Source organism: Aeromicrobium sp. Root495, from assembly GCF_001426755.1.
In the GTDB taxonomy this organism is placed as follows: Bacteria; Actinomycetota; Actinomycetes; order Propionibacteriales; family Nocardioidaceae; genus Aeromicrobium.
This window is the reverse complement of record NZ_LMFJ01000001.1, coordinates 473,972-475,033: the sequence shown is the minus strand read 5'-3', so window position 1 is coordinate 475,033 and position 1,062 is coordinate 473,972. Positions and strand designations below refer to the sequence as shown.

Sequence of the window (1,062 nt, the reverse complement as noted above, 5' to 3'; positions counted from 1 at the left end):
CCGATCGACTCCCACCCCTTGGTGGCTGGTGTCTCGGTGCTGCACGCGGGATTGGACCGGATGGGTCTCGATGCGTGGTCGGGGCTGGAGCCCGGTGAGGTGCGGCGTCTGAGTCAGGAGATGGCCCGAGCCGAAGCCCGGTTGGCCGCTCACAGGATGGCTGCGGCCAGGGCTCTCGAGTCCGCGGGTACGGCCCGGAGGGCTGGTGCGACGTCGACCGGGAACCTGCTGGCCAGGGACTTCGGAGGGGACGAGGGCGCCGCTCGACGGCTGGTGAACACGGCCAAGAAGCTTGAGTCCACCACCCACACGCAGGACGCCCTGTCTCGGGGTGAGGTGACGTTCGAGCAGTCCTCCGTCATCGCGAACGGCCTGGACAAGCTGCCTGCCGACGTGACGGACACGCAGCGCGACCTGGCCGAGCGGACCCTGCTCAAGGACGCTGAACGGTTGACGATCCGAGACCTACGACGGCGCACCGACCGACTGATGGACGTCTACGCGGCCAAGCCCGACGTCGACGCCCACGAGAACGGAATCCTGGTCGACCGTGAGCGCCTCGCCCGCCGGAACGCTTCGTTCGTGATGTGGGACAAGAAGAACGGCATGCACGGATACCGCGGAGAAGTCCCCGAAGCCGAGGCCGTCATGCTCCGCACCGCCCTCGAAGCCCTCGCCGCACCCTCACGAGCCCACCTCTCCGACCCCGACGCCACCTTGGGACCGGTGCCCGAGGACGCCGGCGACCCCGCCCACCGCATGGGACGGGCATTCACCGACCTCTGCTCCCACCTCCCCGTCGAGGAGCTCCCCTCCAACGGCGGAGTCGGAGCCCAGGTCGTCGTCACCCTCGAGCACCAGACCCTCCTCGACGGCATCGCACCCGCGACGCTCTCGGACGGGACCCGCATCTCAGCTGGACAGGCCAGGAAGCTCGCCTGCCGGGTGGGCATCATCCCCATGGTCCTGGACGGGACGTCCCTGCCCACGGACTACGGACAGTCCAAGAGGTACTTCACGAAGTATCAGCGCATCGCCCTGGCGAACCGGGACGGTGGGTGC

At 68.8% G+C, this 1,062-nt stretch carries 1 protein-coding gene; it reads left to right on the top strand.

Annotated features, from left to right (window positions below):
• Nucleotides 1-60: 60 nt before the first annotated feature.
• The coding region (locus tag ASD11_RS02555) for a DUF222 domain-containing protein (RefSeq protein WP_082554120.1) at nucleotides 61-1,062 on the top strand (1,002 nt) is incomplete at its 3' end.